The organism is Paracoccus tibetensis (assembly GCF_900102505.1).
GTDB classification, from domain to species: Bacteria; Pseudomonadota; Alphaproteobacteria; order Rhodobacterales; family Rhodobacteraceae; genus Paracoccus; species Paracoccus tibetensis.
Genome location: NZ_FMVT01000007.1, coordinates 177,105 through 195,324, shown reverse-complemented (window position 1 = coordinate 195,324; position 18,220 = coordinate 177,105). Strand labels below are relative to the sequence as shown.

16 protein-coding genes are annotated in these 18,220 nt (G+C 69.7%); 9 read left to right on the top strand and 7 right to left on the bottom strand.

What is annotated here, in order from left to right; genetic code table 11:
• The first annotated feature begins 75 nt into the window (after nt 1-75).
• The 7 genes from BLP73_RS11690 to BLP73_RS11660 all read left to right on the top strand — a co-directional run bounded on the left by BLP73_RS11690 (nt 76) and on the right by BLP73_RS11660 (nt 7,561).
• Nucleotides 76-729, top strand: coding sequence for an HAD family hydrolase (locus BLP73_RS11690; RefSeq protein WP_090744465.1), 654 nt, complete (start codon nt 76-78; stop codon nt 727-729).
• Entirely contained in the window at nt 726-1,682 is a 957-nt protein-coding gene (locus BLP73_RS11685) for a sugar-binding transcriptional regulator (protein ID WP_090744462.1), read from the top strand. The genes BLP73_RS11690 and BLP73_RS11685 overlap by 4 nt, the downstream gene beginning before the upstream one ends.
• A gap of 145 nt (nt 1,683-1,827) precedes the next feature.
• Nucleotides 1,828-3,153 (top strand): ABC transporter substrate-binding protein, encoded by a 1,326-nt coding sequence (locus BLP73_RS11680; protein ID WP_090744459.1) that lies wholly within the window; start codon nt 1,828-1,830, stop codon nt 3,151-3,153.
• A 176-nt stretch (nt 3,154-3,329) separates the two neighbouring features.
• Nucleotides 3,330-4,202, top strand: coding sequence for a carbohydrate ABC transporter permease (locus tag BLP73_RS11675; RefSeq protein WP_090744456.1), 873 nt, complete (start codon nt 3,330-3,332; stop codon nt 4,200-4,202).
• A 9-nt stretch (nt 4,203-4,211) separates the two neighbouring features.
• Nucleotides 4,212-5,042, top strand: coding sequence for a carbohydrate ABC transporter permease (locus tag BLP73_RS11670; protein ID WP_090744453.1), 831 nt, complete (start codon nt 4,212-4,214; stop codon nt 5,040-5,042).
• A gap of 11 nt (nt 5,043-5,053) precedes the next feature.
• On the top strand, nt 5,054-6,058 hold the full coding sequence (locus BLP73_RS11665; protein ID WP_090744450.1) for an ABC transporter ATP-binding protein: 1,005 nt from the start codon (nt 5,054-5,056) through the stop codon (nt 6,056-6,058).
• A gap of 24 nt (nt 6,059-6,082) precedes the next feature.
• Nucleotides 6,083-7,561 (top strand): mannitol dehydrogenase family protein, encoded by a 1,479-nt coding sequence (locus BLP73_RS11660; RefSeq protein WP_090744447.1) that lies wholly within the window; start codon nt 6,083-6,085, stop codon nt 7,559-7,561.
• Here BLP73_RS11660 and BLP73_RS11655 read toward each other — a convergent pair.
• The 7 genes from BLP73_RS11655 to BLP73_RS11625 all read right to left on the bottom strand — a co-directional run bounded on the left by BLP73_RS11655 (nt 7,534) and on the right by BLP73_RS11625 (nt 14,244).
• On the bottom strand, nt 7,534-7,773 hold the full coding sequence (locus BLP73_RS11655) for a WGR domain-containing protein (RefSeq protein ID WP_090744444.1): 240 nt from the start codon (nt 7,771-7,773) through the stop codon (nt 7,534-7,536). The two genes, BLP73_RS11660 and BLP73_RS11655, sit on opposite strands and share 28 nt — an antisense overlap.
• 229 nt (nt 7,774-8,002) lie before the next feature.
• Nucleotides 8,003-9,013 carry a nucleotidyltransferase family protein gene (locus BLP73_RS11650; RefSeq protein WP_090744440.1) on the bottom strand — a complete coding sequence of 337 codons (1,011 nt, stop codon included), beginning with the start codon at nt 9,011-9,013 and terminating at the stop codon, nt 8,003-8,005.
• A gap of 98 nt (nt 9,014-9,111) precedes the next feature.
• Nucleotides 9,112-10,317: a Hint domain-containing protein gene (locus BLP73_RS19605; RefSeq protein ID WP_245686640.1), complete on the bottom strand. Its 1,206-nt coding sequence runs from the start codon at nt 10,315-10,317 to the stop codon at nt 9,112-9,114.
• Between the two features lie 466 nt (nt 10,318-10,783).
• Entirely contained in the window at nt 10,784-11,524 is a 741-nt protein-coding gene (locus tag BLP73_RS11640) for an amino acid ABC transporter ATP-binding protein (protein WP_090744433.1), read from the bottom strand.
• The gene (locus BLP73_RS11635) at nt 11,521-12,195 is read right to left on the bottom strand and encodes an amino acid ABC transporter permease (protein WP_090744430.1); all 675 of its coding nucleotides are present in this window, start codon (nt 12,193-12,195) and stop codon (nt 11,521-11,523) included. Before BLP73_RS11635 ends, BLP73_RS11640 begins: the two co-directional genes overlap by 4 nt.
• Nucleotides 12,195-12,974, bottom strand: coding sequence for an amino acid ABC transporter substrate-binding protein (locus tag BLP73_RS11630; protein ID WP_090744427.1), 780 nt, complete (start codon nt 12,972-12,974; stop codon nt 12,195-12,197). Before BLP73_RS11630 ends, BLP73_RS11635 begins: the two co-directional genes overlap by 1 nt.
• Nucleotides 12,975-13,185: 211 nt before the next feature.
• Complete coding sequence (locus BLP73_RS11625; protein WP_139165949.1) at nt 13,186-14,244, bottom strand: prolipoprotein diacylglyceryl transferase; 1,059 nt, start codon at nt 14,242-14,244, stop codon at nt 13,186-13,188.
• A 161-nt stretch (nt 14,245-14,405) separates the two neighbouring features.
• Here BLP73_RS11625 and BLP73_RS11620 point away from each other — a divergent pair, with 161 nt between their 5' ends.
• Entirely contained in the window at nt 14,406-16,127 is a 1,722-nt protein-coding gene (locus tag BLP73_RS11620; RefSeq protein WP_090744418.1) for a sigma-54-dependent Fis family transcriptional regulator, read from the top strand.
• A gap of 163 nt (nt 16,128-16,290) precedes the next feature.
• Nucleotides 16,291-18,090 (top strand): NAD(P)/FAD-dependent oxidoreductase, encoded by a 1,800-nt coding sequence (locus BLP73_RS11615; RefSeq protein ID WP_090744415.1) that lies wholly within the window; start codon nt 16,291-16,293, stop codon nt 18,088-18,090.
• Nucleotides 18,091-18,220 lie beyond the last annotated feature (130 nt).

Below are 18,220 nucleotides of genomic sequence, written 5' to 3'. Positions count from 1 at the left end.
GTTGAACACGGCGCCTCCGCTTCCCGCGGCCCCCGTTCCGGTCTATGCCCGAACCGTCAGGACCAGAGGGGGCGGATGCAGGTCGAGCTGATCATCTTCGATTGCGACGGCGTCATCGCCGACAGCGAGATCCTGTCGGCCGAGGTGCTGATCGCCCAGCTCGCCGCGCTGGACGTGGCCATCACGCCCGAGGACGTGCGCCGCGACTTCCTCGGCCGCAGTTTCCCGACCGTCGCCGCCAGCATACGCGCCCGCTTCGACCGCGCCCTGCCCGCCGATTTTGAGGCCAGCTATCGCAGCCGCCTCCTGGCCCGGTTCGAGGAGGCGCTGCGCCCGACGCCGGGCTTCGCCGCGATGCTGGCGGGGCTGACCGGGCGGCGGGTCTGCGTCGCGACCTCGTCCAGCCCGCCGCGCGTGGCGCGCACGTTGCAGCTGCTGGGGCTGGACGCGCAGTTCGGGGCCGATGTCTTCACCGCCAGCCAGGTGGCGCGCGGCAAGCCGGCGCCGGACCTCTTTCTCTTCGCCGCGGCGCGGATGATCGCGGCCCCGGCCGCCTGCCTGGTGATCGAGGACAGTGCCCCGGGCCTTGCCGCCGCCGAGGCTGCCGGGATGCGGGTGCTGCACTACGCGGGCGGGGGGCACATGGCCGGCCAGCCCGCCCCGCCCGGGGTCCGCAGCTTCTCGGACTGGGCCGACTTCCCCGCCCTGCTGGCGGAGCTGGAGGCATGAGCGGGGGGCGCTTCACGCCGGAATCGGCGCGGCTGGACGATGCGGCACGGGCAGGCTGGCTCTACTACGTCGCGGGCAACACGCAGGACGAGATCGCGCGCAAGCTGGGCGTCAGCCGGCAGACGGCGCAGCGGCTGGTCGCGACAGCCGTGGCCGAGCGCCTGGTGAAGGTGCGCCTCGACCATCCGATCGGGCGCTGCATGGACTTGGCGGCCGCGCTGACCGAGCGATTCGGCCTCGGCACCTGCGAGGTGGTGCCTTCGGACCCCGAGGCGCCGGACCTGCTGACCGGCATTGCCATCGCCGCCGCCGCCCTGCTGGAGCGGCTGCTGAGCGCGCCCGAACAGAAGATCGTCAGCCTCGGCACCGGCCGCAACCTGCGCGCGATGGTCGAGCAGCTGCCGCGCATGAACTGCCCCCAGCACATCATCGTCTCGCGCCTCGGCAACATGATGGAGGACGGCTCGGCCACCGCCTACAACGCCACGATCCGCCTGGCCGAGCGGGTCGGCGCGCCGCACTATCCCTTTCCGCTGCCGGTCCTCGCCCCCTCGCCCGAGGCGCTGGCGGCGATGCAGGCCCAGCCCGCCGCGCGCAACACCATCGCCCTCTGCGCCCGGGCCGACCTGTCGATGGTGGGCATCGGCCAGATGGGCGAGACGGCGCCGCTGCACGTGGACGGCTTCCTGCCCGCGCCCGAGATGGCCGAGATGATGGCGGCGGGCGCGGTGGGCGAGATCACCTCCTGGGTCTATGATGCCGAGGGGCAGGTGCTGGACTGCGCCTACAACCGCCGCGTCGCCTCGGCCCCCCTGCCCCGCGCGCCCGAACGCCCGGTCATCGCCCTCGCCTCGGGCCAGACCAAGTTGCCGGCGATTCGCGCGGCGCTGCGCGGGCGGCTGGTGAACGGGCTCATCACCTCGGAAGCCACGGCCGAGAAGCTGCTCGGCTGATCCCCTTTCCTGCTGAACAAGCGAAGGAACCCGCCGCGCGGGCAGATGTTGCATGTATGTTGACATCTCACCCCTGCGTGATGAATAATTGCCCATCGGCCGGGCAAATGCCCATCATCTTTCCGGCCGCAGGGGAGAGGATTTCATGAACAGGACGATGCGCGCTCTTTTGGGCGCTACGGCATTATGCGCCGCCGGCGGGATCGCCAGCGCGCAGGAGAACGTCACGCTGACCATCGCGACCGTGAACAACGGCGACATGATCCGCATGCAGGGGCTGACGCAGGACTTCACCGCGCAGCACCCGAACATCACGCTGGAATGGGTGACGCTGGAAGAGAACGTGCTGCGCCAGCGCGTGACCACCGACATCGCCACGCAAGGCGGCCAGTACGACATTCTGACCATCGGCAACTACGAGGTCCCGATCTGGGCCGCGCAGAACTGGCTGGTGCCGCTGAACGACATGCCCGAGAGCTTCGAGCCGGACGACCTGCTGGAGCCGGTCGCTGACGCGCTGTCGGTGGACGGCACGCTCTACGCCTCGCCCTTCTACGCCGAATCCGCGATGGTCATGTACCGCACGGACCTGGCCGAAGCGGCCAGCGTCACCATCCCGGACAGCCCGACCTGGACCGACATCCGCACCGCCGCCGAGGCGATGACGGATCAGGCGAACGGCGTTTACGGCATTTGCCTGCGCGGCAAGGCGGGCTGGGGCGAGAACATGGCCTTCCTGACCGCCATGGCCAACAGCTACGGCGCCCGCTGGTTCGACATGGAGTGGAACCCGCAGTTCGACAGCCCGGAATGGACCGAGGCCGCGACGGATTACGTGGACATGATGACCCAGTTCGGCCCTCCGGGCGCCTCGAACAACGGCTTCAACGAGAACCTGTCGCTGTTCCAGCAGGGCCAGTGCGGCATCTGGATCGACGCCACCGTCGCCGCCAGCTTCGTGACCAACCCGACCGACTCGACCGTCGCGGACAGCGTGGGCTTCGCCCAGTTCCCGAACAAGGAAGGCGTGGACAACCACGGCAACTGGCTCTGGACCTGGTCGCTGGCGATCCCGGCCTCCAGCCAGAACCAGGACGCCGCGAAGGAGTTCATCGCTTGGGCGACCTCGCGCGGCTATTCCGAACTGGTGGCGCAGGAGCAAGGTTGGGCCGCCGCCCCTCCGGGCACGCGCCGCTCGCTCTATGACAGCGCGGAATATCAAGAGGCCGCGCCCTTCGCCGCCATGACCCTGACCGCGATCGAATCCGCGAACACCTCGCAGTCCTCGGTGCAGGAGACGCCCTATAGCGGCGGCCAGTTCGTCGCGATCCCCGAGTTCCAAGGCATCGGCACGGCCGTCGGCCAGCAGTTCTCAGCGGCCCTGGCGGGCCAGGGCGACGTTCAGCAGGCGCTGAACAACGCCCAGCAGCTGACGCAGCGCGAGATCAGCCGCGCGGGCTATCCGAAGTAAGCGCCCGACAAGAGGCGCCGATCCGGGGCGGGCGATCCCTCCTCCAGCCCGCCCCGGACGATTTGACCTACGGGACCGGCAGCCCCTGCCGGCCCCGGACAGTGATCCACCTTCTTCGTTGCCCAAATACCCAAGTCCGGCCGCACCACGCGCGCCGCCATCGGGAGAGGTTCCCCATGTCCACCAAGGCGTCCCGCACGGCCGCAAGGCTGATGATCTCGCCAGCCGTTCTCCTGCTCCTGGGCTGGATGATCGTGCCGCTGGCGATGACGCTCTATTTCTCGTTCCTGCGCTACAACCTCTTGATGCCGGGAATGGAAAGCTGGGCGGGCTTCGAGAACTACCGCTACTTCTTCACCGACCCCGCCTTCTGGCCGGCGATGCGCAACACGCTGGTCCTCGTCGGCGGTGTCCTGATGATCACCACCATCGGCGGCATCCTGGTCGCGCTGCTCTTGGACCAGCCGTTCTGGGGCCAGAACATCGTGCGGCTGCTGGTGCTGGCGCCGTTCTTCGTGATGCCCACCGTCTCGGCGCTGGTCTGGAAGAACATGTTCATGAACCCGGTGAACGGCATCTTCGCCTATCTCGCCCGCGTGCTTGGCCTGCAGCCCTACGACTTCCTGACGCAGGCGCCGCTCGCCTCGATCATCGGCATCGTCTCCTGGCAATGGCTGCCCTTCGCCTCGCTGATCCTGCTGACCGCGCTGCAGTCGCTGAACAGCGAACAGATGGAGGCGGCCGAGATGGACGGGGCCGGCCCCCTCTCGCGCTTCTGGTTCATCACCCTTCCGCACCTCGCCCGCGCGATCACCGTGGTGATCCTGATCCAGACGATTTTCCTTCTGTCGATCTTCGCCGAGATCCTGGTGACCACCAATGGCGGGCCCGGCACGGCCTCCACCAACCTCACCTTCCTCGTCTACATGCAGTCGCTGCTGCAGTTCGACGTGGGCCTCGGCTCGGCCGGCGGTGTCGTCGCCATCATCCTCGCCAATATCGTCGCGATCTTCCTGATGCGGATGATCGGCAAGAACCTCGACGCGTAGGAGCATCCCATGGCCCGAGCCGCCTCGACCCGCCGCAAGGCCGCGACCACGCTGATCGCATGGACCGTCGGCCTGCTGATCTTCTTCCCGATCTTCTGGACGGTCCTGACCAGCTTCAAGCCCGAGGCGCAGGCCATCGCCATGCCGCCGCGCCTGTGGAACTTCGACTGGACGCTCGAGAACTACACCGCCGTTCAGGAACGCTCGAACTACTTCCGGCACTTCTGGAACTCGGTCATCATCTCGGTCGGCTCGACGCTGATCGGGCTGATCATCGCGATCCCGGCGGCGTGGTCGATGGCCTTCGTGCCGGGGCGCGGGACACGCAACATCCTGATGTGGATGCTGTCCACGAAGATGCTGCCGGCCGTGGGCGTCCTCGTCCCGATCTACCTTCTGGCCCGCGACACCGGGCTTCTGGACAGCCGCATCCTGCTGGTCGGCGTTCTGACGATGATCAACCTGCCGATCATCGTCTGGATGCTCTACACCTATTTCCGCGAGATCCCCGGCGAGATCCTCGAGGCCGCGCGCATGGACGGCGCCACCCTGCGGTCCGAGATCCTCTATGTCCTGACCCCGATGGCCGTCCCCGGCATCGCCTCGACGCTGCTGCTCAACGTCATCCTCGCGTGGAACGAGGCGTTCTGGACGCTGAACCTGACCGCCGCCCGCTCGGCGCCGCTGACGGCCTTCATCGCGTCCTATTCCTCGCCCGAGGGGCTCTTCTACGCGAAACTTTCGGCGGCCTCGACCATGGCCATCGCGCCGATCCTGATCCTTGGCTGGTTCAGCCAGAAGCAACTCGTCCGCGGCCTGACCTTCGGCGCGGTGAAATAAAGGGACCAACCATGGGACGCATCATGCTTGAAAACGTCACCAAGCGCTTTGGCGACGTGGAGGTCATCCCGCCGCTGGACCTCGACATCAACGACGGCGAGTTCGTGGTCTTCGTCGGCCCCTCGGGCTGCGGCAAGTCCACCCTGCTGCGCCTGATTGCGGGGCTGGAAGACACGTCCGGCGGCCGCATCCTGATCGACGGCAAGGACGCCACCGACCTTGCCCCGGCCAAGCGCGGCCTCGCGATGGTGTTCCAGTCCTACGCGCTCTACCCGCATATGTCGGTCCGCAAGAACATCGCCTTCCCCATGCGCATGGCTGGCATCCCGCAGGACGAACAGAACCGCCGGATCGAGGCTGCCGCGAAGGCGCTGAACCTCACCGCCTATCTGGACCGCCGCCCCGGCCAGCTGTCGGGCGGCCAGCGCCAGCGTGTCGCCATCGGCCGCGCCATCGTGCGCGAGCCCTCGGCCTTCCTTTTCGACGAGCCGCTGTCGAACTTGGATGCCGCCCTGCGCGTCGGGATGCGGCTGGAAATCTCCGAGCTGCACAACCGCCTGAAGACGACGATGGTCTATGTCACACACGACCAGGTCGAGGCGATGACCATGGCCGACAAGATCGTCGTCCTGCAGGCCGGCCGGATCGAGCAGGTTGGCAGCCCGATGGAACTGTACAAGGCGCCCAAGAACCTCTTTGTCGCCGGCTTCATCGGCAGCCCGAAGATGAACCTGCTGACGGGGGCGGTGGCCGCGCAGCATGGCGCCGCCACCATCGGCGTGCGCCCCGAGCATATCCATGTCTCCCCGACCGGGGGCGCCTGGAAGGGCCGCGTCGGCGTCAGCGAACATCTCGGCAGCGACACCTTCTTCTATGTCGAGGACACCGGCCTTGCCGAGACGATCACCGTCCGCGCCGGCGGCGATCTGGAACTCTACCACGGCGACACGGTCTGGCTGACGCCCGATCCCGCCCGCATCCACCGCTTCGACGACCAGGGCCTGCGGATCGCCTGATCCGCCCCTTCAAGGAACACGACCATGCCCCTGCCCCTTTCCGAAGCCGCCCTGCCGCGGCTCGATGCCGCCATCGCCCGCCCCGGCTACGACCGCGCCGCCCTGAAGCCCGGCATCCTCCATGTCGGCATCGGCAACTTCCACCGCGCCCACATGGCTTGGTATCTCGACCGCCTGTTCGAAGTGGGCCGCGACCATGACTGGGCGATCCTCGGCGCGGGCGTGCGCCCTGGCGATGCGCTAATGCGCGAGCGGCTCGAGGCGCAGGACTGGCTGACGACCCTGGTCGAGCTGGACCCCAACGGCCTCTCGGCCCGCATCCTCGGCTCGATGACGGGCTTCGTGCCCGTCGACCCTGCCGCGACGGTCGCGGCGATGTCCGACCCCGCCATTCGCATCGTCTCGCTGACGATCACCGAAGGTGGCTACTACCTTGATGCCGGCGGCAGCTTCGACGCGGCCCATCCCGACATGACCCACGACGCCGCGCGACCCGACGCCCCGCGCAGCGTCTTCGGCATGATCCTCAAGGCCCTCAGCGCCCGCCGACAGGCCGGCACGCCTCCCTTCACCGTCATGTCCTGCGACAACCTGCCGGAAAACGGCCATGTCTGCGCAAGCACCGTCACCGGCCTCGCCCGGCGGTCCGATCCCGCCTTCGCGGACTGGATCCACGAGAACGTCGCCTTCCCCAACTCGATGGTCGACTGCATCACCCCCGCCACGGGCGAGCGCGAACGCGCGCTGGTCCAGGATCGCTTCGGCATCCATGACGCCGCCCCGGTCGTCTGCGAGCCCTTCCGCCAATGGGTGCTCGAGGACAACTTCCCCCAAGGCCGCCCGGCCCTCGAGGAGGTCGGCGCCGAGTTTGTCTCCGACGTCTCGCGCCACGAGCTGATGAAGCTGCGAATCCTCAATGGCGGCCACGCCGCCATCGCCTACCCCTCCGCGCTGCTCGGCCACCACTTCGTCCACGACGCCATGGCCGACCCGCAGATCGCCGCCTGGCTGAAGACGCTGGAACAGGTCGAGATCATCCCGACCCTCCAGCCCATCCCCAACGTCAGCTATGACGACTACCTCGCCCTCATCGTCAGCCGCTTCTCGAACCCCGAGATCGGCGACACGATCCCGCGCCTCTGCCTCGACGGCTCGAACCGGCAGCCGAAATTCATCCTGCCGACCCTGCGCGACCGCCTGAGCGCCGGTGCCCTGATCGACGGCCTCGCGCTGGAACTGGCCTTCTGGTGCCGCTACTGCGAAGGCAGAGCCGAGGACGGCACGCCGATCCCGCCCAACGACGACAATGCGGACATCCTGCGCACGCATGCCGTTGCCGCCCGCGACAACCCGGCCGCCTTCCTCCGGAACCGCGCCGTCTTCGGCGATCTCGGCGAGAACCCGCGCCTGACCGAGGCCTTCAGCCGCCAACTCACCCGCCTCCACCAAGAGGGCGTGCGGGCGGTGCTGTCGGCCTATGCCGGCGCCCCCTCGGCCGCATAGCCGCGCCGCTCCTTCAGCGCCCGCCAGCGCGCGGCCTCGGCCCGCGCCTCGGCGGCGGCGGCGAACCACTGCCGCCGCGCCTGTCCGCCGGTCCCGATCCGGCCCCAATGCCGCACCAGCACCGCGCCGCCGAAGAGGTCGGGCGCGATCTCCAGTGCATAGAAGCGCGCCATGTTGCGATGAGCGTCGCGACGGGTGAGATAGCTCTCCATGCCCCCAGCCTGACCCGCCACCGCTCCCCTGTCCAACGACTTTCATGAATCGCCAGAGCCCGACCGATTCACGACGCTGATGCCATGCACCCCCTCCTGCCAATCTTCTGTGCGCAAGTGTCCTCGGGGGGTCCGGGGGGCAGGGCTTCGCCGTTGATCGCCGAGAAAGGTCCACTGGACCTTTTTCCGGGCCGCTCGTCACCCACCGGCGACCGCGGCGACGCGAAGACTAAAGCCCCGCCAGCAGCGCCGCGCTTGAGGGCATCCGCGCCTGCGCCGCCTCGATGCGCGCCCGCCAGCGCGGCCCGCGCGCCTGCGCCTCTTCCAGCGCCTCGGCCAGATCCTCTGGCCGGTCCTCGGCCAGGGCGGCGATCAGCCAAGCCGCCTGCGCGCGGTCCTTGGCGGCCTTGCCCCGGTCCTCGCCCCGCCGCCGCTCCGAGACGATCAGCTTGTGGATCGCGAAGCGCTCGGGGCGGGGGATCTGCACCAGGACGCCGCTGCGATAGGGGATGGCGGCCGGGATCGGCTCGGCGATGAGGTAGTTCAGATGCCGCAGCGCCTGCGCCTGCACGCCAAGCGCGGGCAGATCGCGCAGCCCCTCCTCGGCGAAGGCTGGCGTCAGGAACTCGACCAGCGCGTTGCCGCTGCTCTGCCGCCAGCGCCAGGTCCGCCCCGGCTCGAGGCTCGGCGCAGGCGCGAAGTCGAAGCCCGCCAGAACCTCGGCCACCGGGGGCGCCGCCGCGTCCTCCAGCGCCAGCGACAGCCGCTCGAAGCTGGCGATGTCGATGTCATCCGTCTGCGCCGTCTGCTCGAACCCGAGAGCGCGGTTCAGCTCGCCCTCGTAGAGCCGGAAGGCATGCGTGCCGACCACGGTGCCGCCAAGGCGGAACACCCCCGCCCCGGCCAGAGCCGCCATCAGGCTGCCCGTGGTCGGATCGAGGCCGAGGAACCCCTCGGCCCGCAGCAGCCGCACCAGACGCGCCCGCTCGCGACGCCGCGCCTCGGCCGGCGCTTTCCCGGCGCGGGCGGCTTCCATTCGCGCCGACATCTCGGGCGTGTCCTCGCCGAGATAGCGCTTCTGCACCTCGATGCCGACGCGGAAGCTGTCATACCAGTAGCCCCGGCCGCCGCGGCGCACGAGGGTGGGCGTGCCGCGCAGATCGCGCAGCCCCTCCTCGCGCAGCGCGCGCAGCAGGTCGTGATAGGCCGCATGGGCGAGGGCAGAGTGACGCTTCGGCATGGCCCGAAGCTAGCCGCGTGTTCAACATCCCGCAAGACTGTTGAACACGCGGCCTGTCGGAAGCCCCGCGGGGGGGGCTTCCGGATCGAGCATGACGGTCAGGCGGTCAGGGCCTTGCCGTTCTGGTGGTGGCGCTGCGCCATCTTCCGGCCCATCCGGCCCGAGATCAGAGGACGCGCCGCCTGCGGGCGGAAGTCGTCCTCGAGCAGCATCGGGAACAGCGCCGCGATCTCGGCCCGCGCCGCCTCGCCGACGCCCTTCATGGCCTCGGGGCCGGTGAAGAGCGACTCGGTCTCGGCCCCGTTCGAGGTGACGATCTCATGCCGGTCGAACAGCATGTGGAGGTAATGCACCCCGTCCAGGTCCTCGGCCACGTCGACACCGTCCAGCAGCACCAGCTGCTTGGCCGCGACCAGCACCTCCAGCGTGCCGAACATCTTGCGCGCGATGACCGAGCGCACCAGCACCCGGTGCTGCGGCGAGACGAGAAGGTCCGTCGCAGGACGGCCGCCGCCAAGCGCGCCCGCCTTGATGCGGATCGGCCGCAGGTTCGGATGCTGCGCCAGGTCGATCGCGTCAAGCTGCGTGCCTCCGATCCAGCGCAGCGGCTGGAGGCCGCGGTCGCGGGTCATGACCAGGTCGCCGGGCTGCAGCGTCTCGACCGGAACCTCGCCGCGATCGGTGACGATCAGCGTGCCGGCGGTGAAGCATTGCGGCGGCGGCGGCGGATCTTCGGGGTCCACCGGAGGCTCGACCGGCGGCTCGGGATCGACCGGCGGCGGCGGGGGCGGCGGCGGCGGCGGGGGCGGCGGGGGCGGCGGCGGCGGCGGGGGCGGCGGGGGCGGCGGCGGCGGCGGGGGCGGCGGGGGAGGAGCCGGATTGTTGGCCGCCCGGAAGCTCAGGTTGACCGTGCCGTCCGTGAAGAGCTTGTCCACCTGGCCCGGAGGCGTTTCGGGAAACAGCAGGAACTGCGCGTCGCCCTGCTGGACCCAGATGACCTTGTAGCTGACGAGAGTGCCGTTCTTCAGCGTCGTGCTTGCCGAGCCGACGCCCAGGATCGGGGCGTTGGTCAGGTTCGGGACCGGGTCGGTCGCGCCGAAATTGTGGTTCTGGTGGCTCAGCGTCTCGCCGCGGCTCAGGACCCCGTCATTGTTCGGGTCGAGGGCCGTCAGATCGCCGGTCTGGCGGTTCATCGAGGGCTGCTGGTCGGTCCGCTGCAGCGTCGTGCGGGCATCGGAAGAGAGATCGAGAGTTAAAAGATTAGGCAGGCGGACGGCGACGACGTTCGAAAGGGTAATCGGCACGGAAAATGCTCCGCTTTGACCTGCGGCGCATATTGCCGAGGCCGGATGCTTGAATAGCCAAAGACCGAGCGCGCAAGGTGCACGCGGTTGCAGGCCGGCGAAGGTCGGACAGCGGCGCCGGCGGCAAGACCATGTAATAATTGGGTCTTGTTGCTGGCGTGGCACGCCCGTCGGCGTGCCGGCTTTTCGACACGAGGCCGTTCAGGCCCCGATGCGCAATGCCTAGCATCGGGTCGTTAGAATTTGAACTAAATGTTAACTTGAAGCTGCGGGAACGCGAGCTACTATACTTTAGAGCGAGTTAATGTTTGTTTTGTCTGAAAAACGATTAGCTTCAAGTACAGCTTTATTTACCATTTATCCCGCAGCAGAATGAGTTTGAACAAGCATAAGGGACTGCCTCGCCCATTTGCATATTCATGACGGATCCGGACCGGCGAATCACCCCCTGCCGCGAGGGCCCGCTTCAGCCGACGCGGCGCAGGAAGGCGCGGGTGCGGGCATCGCGAGGGTCGCCGAAGATCTGGGCGGGCGGGCCCTCCTCGACGATGCGGCCGCCCTCCATGAAGACGATGCGGTCGGCGATCTCGCGGGCGAACTGCATCTCGTGCGTAACGATCAGCATGGTCTGGCGGCCGTCGGCGATGCGGCGGATGAGGTCCAGCACCTCGCCCACCCATTCGGGATCCAGCGCGCTGGTCGGCTCGTCCAGCAGCATGAGGTCCGCGTCCAGCGCCATCGCACGGCCGATCCCGACGCGCTGCTGCTGCCCGCCCGACAGCGACGCCGGATAGCTGTCGCCGCGGTCCGCCAGCCCGATCTGCGCCAGGATCTCGTCCGCGCGCGCCTCGGCCCGGGCGGCGGACCAGCCGCGCACCACCGTCAGCCCCTCGGTCAGGTTCTGCCGGGCGGTCTTGTTGGCGAACAGCCCGTAGTTCTGGAAGACGAAGGCCGTCCGGCGGCGCAGCGCCAGGATCTGCGCGCGACTGGCCTTGGCGGCGTCGACCGTCAGATCGCCCAGCTTCAGCACCCCCGCATCGGGACGGTCGAGGAAGTTGAGGCAGCGCAGCAGCGTCGACTTCCCGGTGCCCGAGGGGCCGATGATCGCCACCCGCTCGCCCGGTTGCAGGCAGAGGTCGATCCCGTCCAGCACCGTGTTCGCGCCGAAGCGCTTGGTCAGCCCGCGGATGTCGATCTCGCAGCTCATCGCGCCACCGCCCGTCCGAGCCGCGCTTCCAGCCGGCGCTGGCCGACCGACAGCGTCTCGACGATGGCCCAGTAGATCAGCGCGACGACGAGGAACGCCTCGAGATACATGAAGCTGCCGGCGGCCTCCTTCTGCGCTGCGCCCATCATCTCGGTCACGCCGAGGGTGAAGGCCAGCGAGGTGCTTTTGATCATGTCGATGAAGTAGTTCATCAGCGTCGGCGCGGCGGTGCGCGTGGCCTGCGGCAGCACGATGCGCCGCAGCAGCTGGCCCTGTGTCATGCCGATGGACTGCGCGGCCTCCCATTGGCTGCGGTCGACGCCGAGGATCGCGCCCCGGATGCTCTCGGCCATGTAGGCCGAGAAATGCAGCGTCAGGCCGATGATCGCGGCGGTCACGCCGTCGATGCCGGTCATCGGCGGGACGACCTGCGGCAGGCCGAAATAGAAGAGAAACAGCTGGACCAGCAGCGGCGTGCCGCGGAAGAAGCTGATGAAGACCGCCACGAGGCGGTCCAGCACCGGCACGCGCAGCACGCGCACGATGGCCAGAAGCGCGGCCAGCACGAGGGCGGCGATCATCGCGATCACCGCCATCATCAGCGTCAGCGGCACGTAGCCGGCGATCACCGGCGCGAGTTCCGCCATGTAGCCGAGGTCCAGCGGCCGCATCACTCAGCCGGGGCTGCGTCCGCGCCCTCGGCCGGGGCCGTCACGTCATCGCCGAGCCAGCGCTGCGAAATTTCGGCCAGCGTGCCGTTCTCCTTCAGCGTGGTGATGGCCGCGTCGACGCGGTCGCGCAGCGCCTGGCCGGCCTCGTCGTTGCGGAAGGGAAGGGCGTTCTGGATCTCGCTGAAGGGCGCGCCGGCCTGGACCAGCGGCAGGCGGCTCTGCTCGATCACCTGCGAGGTGCTGACGCGGTCCATCACGAAGGCGTCCACGCGGCCGAGCGCGGTGTCCTGCTCGATGTTGCTCTCGTAGGTGCGGATGTCGATCTCGTCGGCATAGGGCAGCTCGCGCAGCAGCTGCTCGTAGTTCGAGCCGAGGTTGACCGCGACGCTGCGCCCGCGCAGGTCCTCGGGGCCGGTGATCTCGGTCTCGTTGCCCTGCCGGACGACGACCTGCGCGCCGTCGTAGACATAGGGCTGGGTGAAGGCGAAGCGGGCCTCGCGTTCGGGGGTGATGGTGATCTGGTTGGCGACGGTGTCGATGCGCCCGGCCTCCAGCGCGCCGATGAGGCCCGAGAAGGACATGGTGACGAACTCGACCTCGTCCCCGGTCTCTTCCGCGACGGCGCGCAGGAAATCCACCTCGAAGCCCTGCAACTCGTCCGCGCGGGTGAAGGTGAAGGGGAAATACCCCCCCGACATGCCGACGCGGATCGTGTCGGCGGCGGCGGTGCCGGCCATGGCCAGAAGGGCGGCGGCGGTGGCCAGAATCGTGCTGCGCATCTGAATCTCCTTGTTCGTCAACAGGTCAGATGCGCCTTGGTCGGTGCGACCGCAAGCGGGCCGGGCGAAAGAAGAACGCCGGGCCTGCCAGGCTCGGTGGCAGGGGAACATCTGCACGCCGAAGCGCGCGAGCGGGGGGAAAGGTTCCCTACCCACCCGCGCGGCCCGCAATGCGCCGGGCAGGCCGAGGCCCGCCCGGTGCCTGAGGGGATCAGAGCGCCTCGAGTTCGGCCACCGCGGCGCGGCAGGCTTCCTCGTCACCGGCGCCGAGGGCGGCGCGGGCGCGGGTGATGATCGCGTCGCGGTCGGTCTCGCCGGTGGCCGGAGCGTCGGCCATGGCGTCGTTGGCGGCGTCCGACGCGGCATCCGGCAGCGGCGTGGTGGCGGTCATGTCCGCGCCCGTGCTCGCCATGTCGGTGCTGGCCGTATCGGTCGTTGCCGTGTCGGTGCTGGCGGTGTCGGTGCTGGCCATGTCGGTCGTTGCCGTGTCGCTGCCGGCGGTGTCGGTTCCGGCGCCCGCCATGTCGGTCGAGCCGTCCGTCGCCGCATCGGCGCTGGTCATGTCCGGCGTCGCCGAGGCATCGGCGCCGGCGGCCATGTCCGTGCTGCCCGCGGCCATGTCGGTCGTGGTGTCGGTCGAGGTGTCGGTCGACATATCGCTCGAGGCGGCCATGTCGGTGCTGGCGCTGTCCGTCGCCATGCCCGCGGCTCCGGCATCGGCGCTGGTCTCGGTGCCGACATCGACCGGCTCGCTGTCCATGCTGATGCTGCCCGTCGCGTCGGCGACGCTGTCCGCCGTCTCGCCGGTGGCCGCGTCGGCAGAGGCGCCGCCCGTCGCGGTGGCGTCAGCGCCCGCGACCTCGGTACCGGTCATCGCGCCGCCTGCCGAGTCAGTCGTGCCCTCGGGCGCGGTCGTGCCTTCCGCCATCTCGGCGGCGGTCGGCTCGCCGTCCTGCTGGGCCTGGGCGTCCTGCCCGGACATCGCCCGCTGCGTGGGATCGGTGCCGTCAGCGGTCTCCAGCGGCGCGAGGCTGCCGTCCTTGGCGATGCCCTCGCCCTCGGCCATGCCAGCCGCGTCCGTGCTGGCACCCGTCGTCGCGCCGCCCGCGGTGCTGTCCATTCCGGCCGAGCCGGCGGCCATGCCGGTGCCGCCGGCGGGCTCGACGCTTTCGCCGGTCAGGCGCGCCAGGTCCTCGGCACAATTCGCCTGCGCCGAGACCGCCGCCATGGCGAAGGCGCAGCTTGCCATCAATGTCGTGTAAAGTTTCATGTCGTCCTCCCAGACCTGCCCCGTGGTCGAGGCACGTCGGAAAACCTGACGGGACGCGAAATGTTCCTGCGCTTCTTCCGCTGCCGGACAGGCGCCGCTCATCGCAGGCTTGATCGGGCGTCCGAGCTTGCCCATGCTGGCCGCGGGGGAGGAGGGCCGTCATGCGCGATGTCGAGCATGTCAGGGAGATCGAGCGCGTCCTTCAGGGGCGCCCGACCACGCGCGACAGCGTCGTGCTGGCCAGCTGGCGGCGCTGCGTCGAGCGGCACGGGCTGGACCCGGCACGATCCAGCCCCGCCCATATCGTGCCCGAGGCGCAGCTTCGGGCGCACCGCGAACAGGCCGAGCGGCTGATCGCCATCGCCCGCTCGGGGCTGGAGAGCCTGTTCCGGCAGGTCGCCGGGCAAAACTACGTGCTGCTGCTGGCCGACGCGAAAAGCGTCACGGTCGACTTCTTCGGCGATCCGCGCTTCGAGGCCGAGCTGCAGGCGGCCGGCCTCTACCTCGGCTCGGACTGGTCCGAGCATCTGGCCGGCACCTGCGGCGTCGGCGCCTGCATCGCGACCGGCGAGGCGGTGACCATCCACCAGAGCGACCATTTCGACCTGCATCACACGCCCCTCTCCTGCACCGCGGCGCCGATCTTCGACACGTCGGGCCAGCTGGCGGCGGTGCTGGACCTGTCGCTGCTGCGCTCGCCCCAGCCCAAGGCCAGCCAGAACCTCGCCATGACGCTGGTGCGCACGGCCGCGCGGCGGGTCGAGATGGCGAACCTGATGGCGATGGCGCGGCGGGAATGGGTGCTGCGCCTCTCCTCCAGCCCCGAATTCCTCGAGGTGGATCCCGAGGCGGCGGTGGCGCTGGACGGCGCGGGCACGATCATCGGCATGACCCATGCGGCGCGCACGGCCCTTGGCCCCCAGCTGCTGGGCCGGCGCCTCGACGAGGTGACGACGCTGACGGTGGACGACCTGCCCGACCTGATGCGGGGCCGGCCTGCCGAGGACCGGGTGATCCGCCTGCCCGACGGGCGCGCGCTCTTTGGCCATGCCATCGCGCCGCAGACCGTCCGACTGCCGCGGCAGGGGACGCAGCTTCCGGGCGGCCTCTCCAGCCTCGCCGGGCCCGATCCGCACATGCAGGCGCTGCTCGAGCGGGCGGCGCGGCTGGCCGGAAGCCGCCTCGCACTGCTGATCCGCGGCGCGACCGGCACCGGCAAGGAGCGGCTGGCCCGCGCCATCCACATGTGCCGCCGGGATGGCGGCTGCTTCCGGCTGCTGGACTGCGCGGCGCTGGAGGCCGGGGCGCTGGACCTGCCGCCCGGCCCCGGCACGCTGGTCCTGAAGGGCGTCGAGGATCTGGACCACGCCGCGCAGGCCCTGCTGCTGCGCCGCCTCGCGGATTGCCCGCTGCGGATCATCGCCACGACCCGCTGCGACCTGGCGCAGATGGTGCGGGACGGGCGCTTCCGGCCGGACCTCTTCTTCCGCATCGCGGGCGCGGCGCTGGACCTGCCGCCCCTGCACCTGCGCCAGGACATGGACTGGCTGATCGAGCGGATGCTGCGCGGCCTCAGCCCCGACGCGCTGCGCCTGTCGGCGGGGGCGCGGGCCGAGCTGAAGTCCCGCCTCTGGCCGGGCAACCTGCGCGAGCTGGCCGCGACGCTGGAGGCCGCCGCCCTGATCTCGGGCGGCGAGGTGATCGACAGCCCGGACCTGCCGCCGCCGCTTCTGGCCCCTGCGCCCGAGGCCGAGGTCGAGGACCTGCCCGCCATCCTCGACGCCTGCGGCTGGAACATGGCGCTGGCGGCCAGGAGACTGGGCGTGAACCGCTCGACCGTCCTGCGCCGCGTCCGCGCCGCCGGGCTGGTCCCGGCCGCCTGAACCCCGCCGGACCGAGGCTGCGCGCGCGTTGCGCGCGGTTGCGCCTGCAACCATGTTGCAGCGCGGCATGCAGTTTCCCCGCGGCACAGGCAGTTTTTCCTGTGGCGAGCCGCGCTCCTGCGCCAGCCTTTCCCCGAGGAGACCAGCCACAAGGGAGGACATCATGCTGGACACGAACACCGCCAGCCGCGCTCAGGCGGTTCTGGACGAGCTGGGCGCCGCGCTCGAGGCCGGCGACATCGACCGCGCCGCCGCGCTTTTCGTCAGCGATTGCCACTGGCGCGACCTCGTCAGCTTCACCTGGAACCTTCGGACGATGGAGGGGCCGGACGCGGTGGCCGAGATGCTGCGCGCCCAGCTGGGCCATGTGCGCCCGACCGGCTGGCAGCTGGACGAGCGCGAGGCGGCGACCGAAGAGGACGGCATCATCACCGCCTGGTTCCGCTTCGAGACGAAGGCGGGGCGCGGCACCGGCCTCGTGCGGCTGCGCGACGGGCGCATCTGGACGCTGCTGACCGCGCTGCAGGAGCTGAAGGGCCATGAGGAGGCCAAGGGCTTCACCCGCCCGCTCGGCGCCAGGCACGGTGCGGGCAAGAACCGCCCCAGCTGGCGCGAGACGCGCGAGACCGAGGCGCGCGAGCTGGGCTACGCCCGCCAGCCGCACACGCTGATCATCGGCGGCGGGCAGGGCGGCATCGCGCTTGGGGCGCGGCTGCGGCATCTGGGCGTGCCGACGATCATCGTCGAGCGGAACGACAATCCCGGCGACAGCTGGCGCAAGCGCTACAAGTCGCTCTGCCTGCATGACCCGGTCTGGTACGACCACCTGCCCTATCTGAAGTTCCCCGACACCTGGCCCGTCTTCGCCCCCAAGGACAAGATCGGCGACTGGCTGGAGATGTACACCAAGGTCATGGAGCTGAACTACTGGACGCGCAGCACCTGCAAGTCCGCCCGCTACGACGAGGCCAAGGGCGAATGGACCGTCGTCATCGACCGCGACGGCGCGGAGGTGAGGCTGCACCCCAAGGAGCTGGTGCTGGCGACCGGCATGTCGGGCAAGCCGAACATGCCCCGCTTCCCCGGCATGGACCGCTTCAAGGGGGATCAGCAGCACAGCTCGCAGCATCCCGGCCCCGACGCCTATGCCGGCAGGAAGGTGGTGATCGTCGGCTCGAACAACTCGGCCCACGACATCGCGGCGGCGCTGTGGGAACATGATGCCGACGTGACGATGGTGCAGCGGTCCTCGACCCATATCGTGAAGTCGGACAGCCTGATGGAGATCGGCCTCGGCGCGCTCTATTCCGAAGAGGCGGTGGCGGCCGGGGTCACGACCGAGAAGGCCGACCTGATCTTCGCCTCGCTGCCCTACCGGATCATGCACCAGTGGCAGGTGCCGCTCTACGACCAGATCCGCGAGCGGGACAAGGCGTTTTACGAGGGGCTCGAGGAGGCCGGTTTCAAGCTGGACTTCGGGGACGACGACAGCGGCCTCTTCATGAAGTACCTGCGCCGCGGCTCGGGCTACTACATCGACGTGGGCGCCAGCCAGCTGATCATCGACGGCAAAATCAAGCTGGCCCATGGCCAGGTCGCCGAGATCACCGAGACGGGCGTGCTGCTGGACGATGGCACCGAGCTGCCGGCCGACCTGATCGTCTACGCGACCGGCTACGGGTCGATGAACGGTTGGGCGGCCGACCTCATCGGGCAGGACGTGGCCGACAAGGTGGGCAAGTGCTGGGGCCTCGGCTCGGGCACGACCAAGGACCCCGGCCCGTGGGAGGGCGAGCAGCGCAACATGTGGAAGCCCACGCAGCAGCCGGGCCTGTGGTTCCACGGCGGCAACCTGCACCAGTCGCGGCACTACTCGCTGTATCTGGCGCTGCAGCTCAAGGCCCGGTTCGAGGGGATCGAGACCCCCGTCCACGGCCTGCAGGAGGTCCACCACCTGCGCTGAACCAGTCAGCGGCCCGGCCTCGGCGCCGGGCCGCGGGCAGCCGCGCTGATCGATCCGCGGCCGCTTCCGCTTCATCTTCGCCGTTGCCCCGCGCCGTGCCCCGTGCTCAGGCTGGCCGTGAGCCACAGGG

Excerpts from the sequence above, each read along its gene's own strand:
- BLP73_RS11630 (WP_090744427.1), bottom strand. The coding sequence starts at position 12,974 with ATGCGCAGCACGATTCTGGCCACCGCCGCCGCCCTTCTGGCCATGGCC.
- BLP73_RS11680 (WP_090744459.1), top strand. The coding sequence starts at position 1,828 with ATGAACAGGACGATGCGCGCTCTTTTGGGCGCTACGGCATTATGCGCC.
- BLP73_RS11640 (WP_090744433.1), bottom strand. The coding sequence starts at position 11,524 with ATGAGCTGCGAGATCGACATCCGCGGGCTGACCAAGCGCTTCGGCGCG.
- BLP73_RS11660 (WP_090744447.1), top strand. The coding sequence starts at position 6,083 with ATGCCCCTGCCCCTTTCCGAAGCCGCCCTGCCGCGGCTCGATGCCGCC.
- BLP73_RS11650 (WP_090744440.1), bottom strand. The coding sequence starts at position 9,013 with ATGCCGAAGCGTCACTCTGCCCTCGCCCATGCGGCCTATCACGACCTG.
- BLP73_RS11620 (WP_090744418.1), top strand. The coding sequence starts at position 14,406 with ATGCGCGATGTCGAGCATGTCAGGGAGATCGAGCGCGTCCTTCAGGGG.
- BLP73_RS11675 (WP_090744456.1), top strand. The coding sequence starts at position 3,330 with ATGTCCACCAAGGCGTCCCGCACGGCCGCAAGGCTGATGATCTCGCCA.
- BLP73_RS11690 (WP_090744465.1), top strand. The coding sequence starts at position 76 with ATGCAGGTCGAGCTGATCATCTTCGATTGCGACGGCGTCATCGCCGAC.
- BLP73_RS11635 (WP_090744430.1), bottom strand. The coding sequence starts at position 12,195 with ATGCGGCCGCTGGACCTCGGCTACATGGCGGAACTCGCGCCGGTGATC.
- BLP73_RS11685 (WP_090744462.1), top strand. The coding sequence starts at position 726 with ATGAGCGGGGGGCGCTTCACGCCGGAATCGGCGCGGCTGGACGATGCG.
- BLP73_RS11625 (WP_139165949.1), bottom strand. The coding sequence starts at position 14,244 with ATGAAACTTTACACGACATTGATGGCAAGCTGCGCCTTCGCCATGGCG.
- BLP73_RS11655 (WP_090744444.1), bottom strand. The coding sequence starts at position 7,773 with ATGGAGAGCTATCTCACCCGTCGCGACGCTCATCGCAACATGGCGCGC.
- BLP73_RS11665 (WP_090744450.1), top strand. The coding sequence starts at position 5,054 with ATGGGACGCATCATGCTTGAAAACGTCACCAAGCGCTTTGGCGACGTG.
- BLP73_RS11670 (WP_090744453.1), top strand. The coding sequence starts at position 4,212 with ATGGCCCGAGCCGCCTCGACCCGCCGCAAGGCCGCGACCACGCTGATC.
- BLP73_RS11615 (WP_090744415.1), top strand. The coding sequence starts at position 16,291 with ATGCTGGACACGAACACCGCCAGCCGCGCTCAGGCGGTTCTGGACGAG.